Annotated in this window: 5 protein-coding genes; all 5 read left to right on the top strand. The window is 27.7% G+C overall.

Annotated features, from left to right (window positions below; genetic code table 11):
• Positions 1–69: 69 nt before the first annotated feature.
• The gene (locus NSA58_RS16590; protein WP_257560708.1) at positions 70–678 is read left to right on the top strand and encodes a hypothetical protein; all 609 of its coding nucleotides are present in this window, start codon (positions 70–72) and stop codon (positions 676–678) included.
• Between the two features lie 76 nt (positions 679–754).
• The gene (locus NSA58_RS16585; protein WP_079764671.1) at positions 755–1,507 is read left to right on the top strand and encodes an endonuclease/exonuclease/phosphatase family protein; all 753 of its coding nucleotides are present in this window, start codon (positions 755–757) and stop codon (positions 1,505–1,507) included.
• Between the two features lie 112 nt (positions 1,508–1,619).
• The gene (locus NSA58_RS16580; protein WP_039680229.1) at positions 1,620–1,991 is read left to right on the top strand and encodes a VOC family protein; all 372 of its coding nucleotides are present in this window, start codon (positions 1,620–1,622) and stop codon (positions 1,989–1,991) included.
• Between the two features lie 26 nt (positions 1,992–2,017).
• Positions 2,018–3,358 (top strand): C40 family peptidase, encoded by a 1,341-nt coding sequence (locus NSA58_RS16575; protein ID WP_257560707.1) that lies wholly within the window; start codon positions 2,018–2,020, stop codon positions 3,356–3,358.
• Positions 3,359–3,511: 153 nt separating this feature from the next.
• Positions 3,512–4,426: a hypothetical protein gene (locus NSA58_RS16570; RefSeq protein ID WP_039680230.1), complete on the top strand. Its 915-nt coding sequence runs from the start codon at positions 3,512–3,514 to the stop codon at positions 4,424–4,426.
• Positions 4,427–4,471 lie beyond the last annotated feature (45 nt).

Raw genomic sequence — 4,471 nt, 5'->3', positions numbered from 1 at the left:
ATCTCCAATTTAAAATTATATGAATATAATAAGTAAGGATAAAATTGCTAATAATAAGGGGGAGGTATCATGGAATCTAGATATTATAAAGATGATTTGAAAGATATGATACTTGATATGGCCCACAAAGAACTTGAAAATTATGTATCTCAAAAAGGCGCACAAAAATACTTTGAGGGAAATATAGATAAAGTCATAAATGATTATATAAAAAAAATAAGTAAAGACTCTAATGTTAATAAAACTTATTTAAAAGTATTAAAAAAAGGTGCATATCAAGAAAATATGGTTTCAGTAGCTAAAATTCTTAGAAGTCAAGAACTGTTTAAGTCAAAAGGAGAGTTAATAAAATTTGCCAATTATTTGGGTGTGAAAGTGAATAAAAAAAACTCTTATAGTCAAATATTAAAGAAAGTTTCAAAGCATATTTATACCAATAGATGTTCATACTCTAAAAAATATGTTTTTTATAAAAGAAATAGTCAAGAATATGTGCTAGAGCCTGAAAAAATTAAAAAAGATTTAATTGAAAGCTATAAGTCTAAAACTAGAGAAGATATGAAATCAATAGCAAAACTTTTAGATATAAAAATAATTGAAGAAGATTCTGCAGAAGATATAAGAAAAAAAGTCATTAATTATATAATTAAAGAGAAGGTCGTAAAGAAAAATCATTAAAATTAAAGGCGCTATTAGCGTCTTTAATTTTTGGACAATAATATATAATAATGTGTGTAAAAGGAGTTGATGAAATATTAAATTAAAAAAACTTTTTTTATCAGTATTAATTATAATTTCTAGTTTAGTAATATGTAATATTAATGCAAATGAAGGTAGTTTAAATACAGATATTAAAATTGTAAGTTACAATATACATAGTGGGGTAGATAAGGATATGTTTCCAACGCTTTTTGATATTATAGACTTCTTAAAAAACTGTGATGCAGATATTATTTGTTTGCAAGAGGTGAATGAATCTGCAAAAGTGGGATTTCAGGTAAGTAGTTTAAAGGAAGAGCTAGGAATGAATGCACATTTTGGTGCCAACGTAGTAAATTTAAATTCAAACTATGGGCTAGTGACTTATTCGAAATATAGAATAATTAGACAAAATCATGTGTATTTAAGTAGTTCAAAAGAACAAAGAGGTATGTTACATACAGTTATTGATGTTAGAGGAAAACCTGTAAATATAATTAACGTTCACTTAGGAACAGATAAAGATGAGCAAGTAGGACAATTGAGGGAAGTACAAGAATTTGTAGATAAACTTGGCGATGAGCCATATATTATTGCAGGAGATTTTAATGCGGCAGATATAAATCTTGATAGTAATTGTATAGATGTAGCTAAAAAATTGGATAAATCAAATACTTTGACATTTTCCTTAGGTATAGAAAGAATAGATTATATTTTTGTATCACAGGATATTGTTCCTATAAATTATAGGGTAATTATTAAAAAATTATCAGATCATTATCCAATTATTGCAAAATTAAGGATATAATAAAAAAATGTTGTAGTAATGTACAAAAAAATGTAATAATATTTAATTATACAAAATAATAAAATTTGCTATATGAAAGTATTATATTGTAACACAGAAGGAGAGAAAAGATATGAAATTTACATTTTGTCATAATAACTTTAATGTATTAAATTTAGAAAAAAGCTTAGAATTTTATGAAAAAGCATTAGGATTAAAGGAAGTTAGACGTAAAAATGCAGAAGATGGGAGTTTTACATTAGTGTATTTAGGTGATGGAGTAACATCTCATCAGCTAGAATTAACTTGGTTAAGAGATTGGGATAGACCTTATAATTTAGGTGACAACGAGTTCCACTTAGCATTAGAAGTAGAAGATTTCGATAAAGCTTACGAGTTACATAAAGAAATGGGATGTATATGTTTTGAAAATAAAGCTATGGGAATTTACTTTATAGCAGATCCAGATAATTACTGGGTAGAGATATTACCAAAGAAAAAATAGAATGATAAAATTTGGGGGATATAACTGTGAAGACCAAAATAATTACAGCTATTGGAGTTGGCACATTAGCGTTATCTTTAGGGCAGTCTAGTGTTGGTGCACAAGAAAAAGGGACAGTTACAGCTAGTGCACTAAATGTAAGGAGTGGACCAGGAACAAATACTAGTATAAAAGGTTGCTTATACAAAGGTGATACTGTAGCAGTATTAGAAAAAGGCAATGGATGGTTAAAAGTTCAGTTATCTAATAAAACTACAGGATGGGTCAGTGATAAATATATTAAAATAGGAATTACTAGCGTAAATACAAAAATTAAATGTAAAGCCAACTTAAATGTAAGAAGTGGACCAGGAACAAATTATTCAATTAAAACTACTGTCAAAAAAGGAACTATACATAAAATAATTGATAAATCAAAGGATTGGTATAAAATACAATTATCTAATGGAACTAGTGGTTGGGTATATGGTTATTATGTTGAAGAAACAATAGAGGATATATCTGATGACTCTTCTTTTGATAACAATACAAGCAAACCTGAGGATATTATAGAAACAGAAGTAAATTTAAATGGTAAAGTAACTAGCAGTGTAAGACTGAATGTAAGAAGTGGACCAGGAATAAATTATTCTGTAAAAACTTCTCTAAGTCCAGGTCAAGTAGTAGTTTTACTAAGTCAATCTAATGGATGGTACAAAGTAAAATTATCCAATGGAACGACAGGATGGGCTTCATCGTCTTATGTTGAAAAAACAGATACTTATGGAAAGTCTACAGCTAGTCTTAATGTAAGAAGTGGACCAGGGACAAACTACTCTATTAAAACAGCATTGAAAAATGGAGAAATAGTAACTATAACTAAAAGTTCTAACTCTTGGTACCAAATAAAAACAAACTTTAATATTACAGGGTGGGTAAGTTCTAAGTATATAAATATTACAACAGAACTACCTAGTGATAACACAAATAATGATAATTCACCAAGTGAATCTAAAAATGAAGCTGTGGTAAATCTTGCTAGGGCTCAGCTAGGTAAGCCTTATGTATGGGGTGGAAATGGACCTAATTCATTTGATTGTTCAGGATTTACAAGATATGTGTATCTGAATGCTATAGGAGTATCTTTACCTAGGGTTTCTTATGAACAAGCAAAAGCAGGAACTGCTGTGGGAACAAGTAACTTAAAAAAGGGAGATTTATTACACTTTGCTACAGTTACACCAGGAAGAACTACGCATGTAGGTATATATATCGGCAATAATCAATTTATCCATGCTAGTGGATCTCAAACAAGACCAGATAAGGTAAAGATAGATTCTTTATCTGGATACTATGGAAGAGTATTACTAGGTGCAAGAAGATTTTAATCATATTAATAAATAAAAAGCTATGAAATTAGAAGTTATCTAAATTCATAGCTTTTTTTATTGTAAGTATTTTATATTTATTAATAAATTAATTCATAAATTGGAGATCTTTCCAATATATATTAGTAAAAACTATTTAGGAGGGGACAACTTATGAGCAAAAGAAAATTATACAAAAATTTCAATAAGAGAAAAAGATTTAATGGAACTAGGATAGTAACAGTTACCTTATGTTTATGTATTGTGGGGTCATATGCATACATAAACTTAAAGGACAAGGATTTTATGGACAAGTTAGGGAAGGTCAATGTTGTAAGTTCAATAAAAAATGCATCAATATGGGATAGGTTTAAAAACTTATTTGATAAAAGTAATGTTATTACCTCATCAACAATTGAATCTCAGTTGGAGGAAATAGAAAAAAATGATGGACATAAAAAAGAAGAAAATTCGCAAGTGGCCACTGTAAATGAGATGGTAGTTTATACAATACAAGTAGCATCTATAGAAGACAAAAATGATCTTAAAAAAATAGAAGACGTTATGAATGAATATAAAATTCCATCATCAAGTATGACTATAGATAATTCAGAAAAAATCCAAGTATACTCATCTTTTGATGAAAGTAAGGTAAGAAATAGCTTAGAAAACACAAGAACTTATTTTTCAGATGCCTTCTTAACAAAAATAGATGTACCGATGTTGTCCTTAGAATATACAGATAGATATTCTTATATGAAAGATATAGCAAAAGGGTTAAATGACTTGATTGAAAATTATCAAAAAGAAGGAGAATATTGGGATAATAAAAAAAATGATTTAGAAGCTTATAATGAAATTTTAACAAATCGCAAGTCTATATTAGAAAATTTAGAAAAAAATACACAAAAAATTGACTATTCGAAAATGGATAAATTTAAAAATAATTTAATTTCATATATTGATGAGTCACAAAACAACATTTTAACTTCTTCTAAAAATGCAAATGAAAATAAAGGTTATGTAAGTCAAGGTTTGTTATTATCTTCAATTCAGCAGTATTACATATTTGTACAATCAATGAAATAGTAATTATTAAAAGGTTGTTGTATCAACCTTTTTTTATATTAGATC

The sequence above is a fragment of the Terrisporobacter muris genome, assembly GCF_024621905.1.
Taxonomy (GTDB): Bacteria; Bacillota; Clostridia; order Peptostreptococcales; family Peptostreptococcaceae; genus Terrisporobacter; species Terrisporobacter muris.
This window is presented reverse-complemented; position numbering and strand designations above follow the sequence as displayed.

Excerpts from the sequence above, each read along its gene's own strand:
- NSA58_RS16590 (WP_257560708.1), top strand. The coding sequence starts at position 70 with ATGGAATCTAGATATTATAAAGATGATTTGAAAGATATGATACTTGAT.
- NSA58_RS16580 (WP_039680229.1), top strand. The coding sequence starts at position 1,620 with ATGAAATTTACATTTTGTCATAATAACTTTAATGTATTAAATTTAGAA.
- NSA58_RS16570 (WP_039680230.1), top strand. The coding sequence starts at position 3,512 with ATGAGCAAAAGAAAATTATACAAAAATTTCAATAAGAGAAAAAGATTT.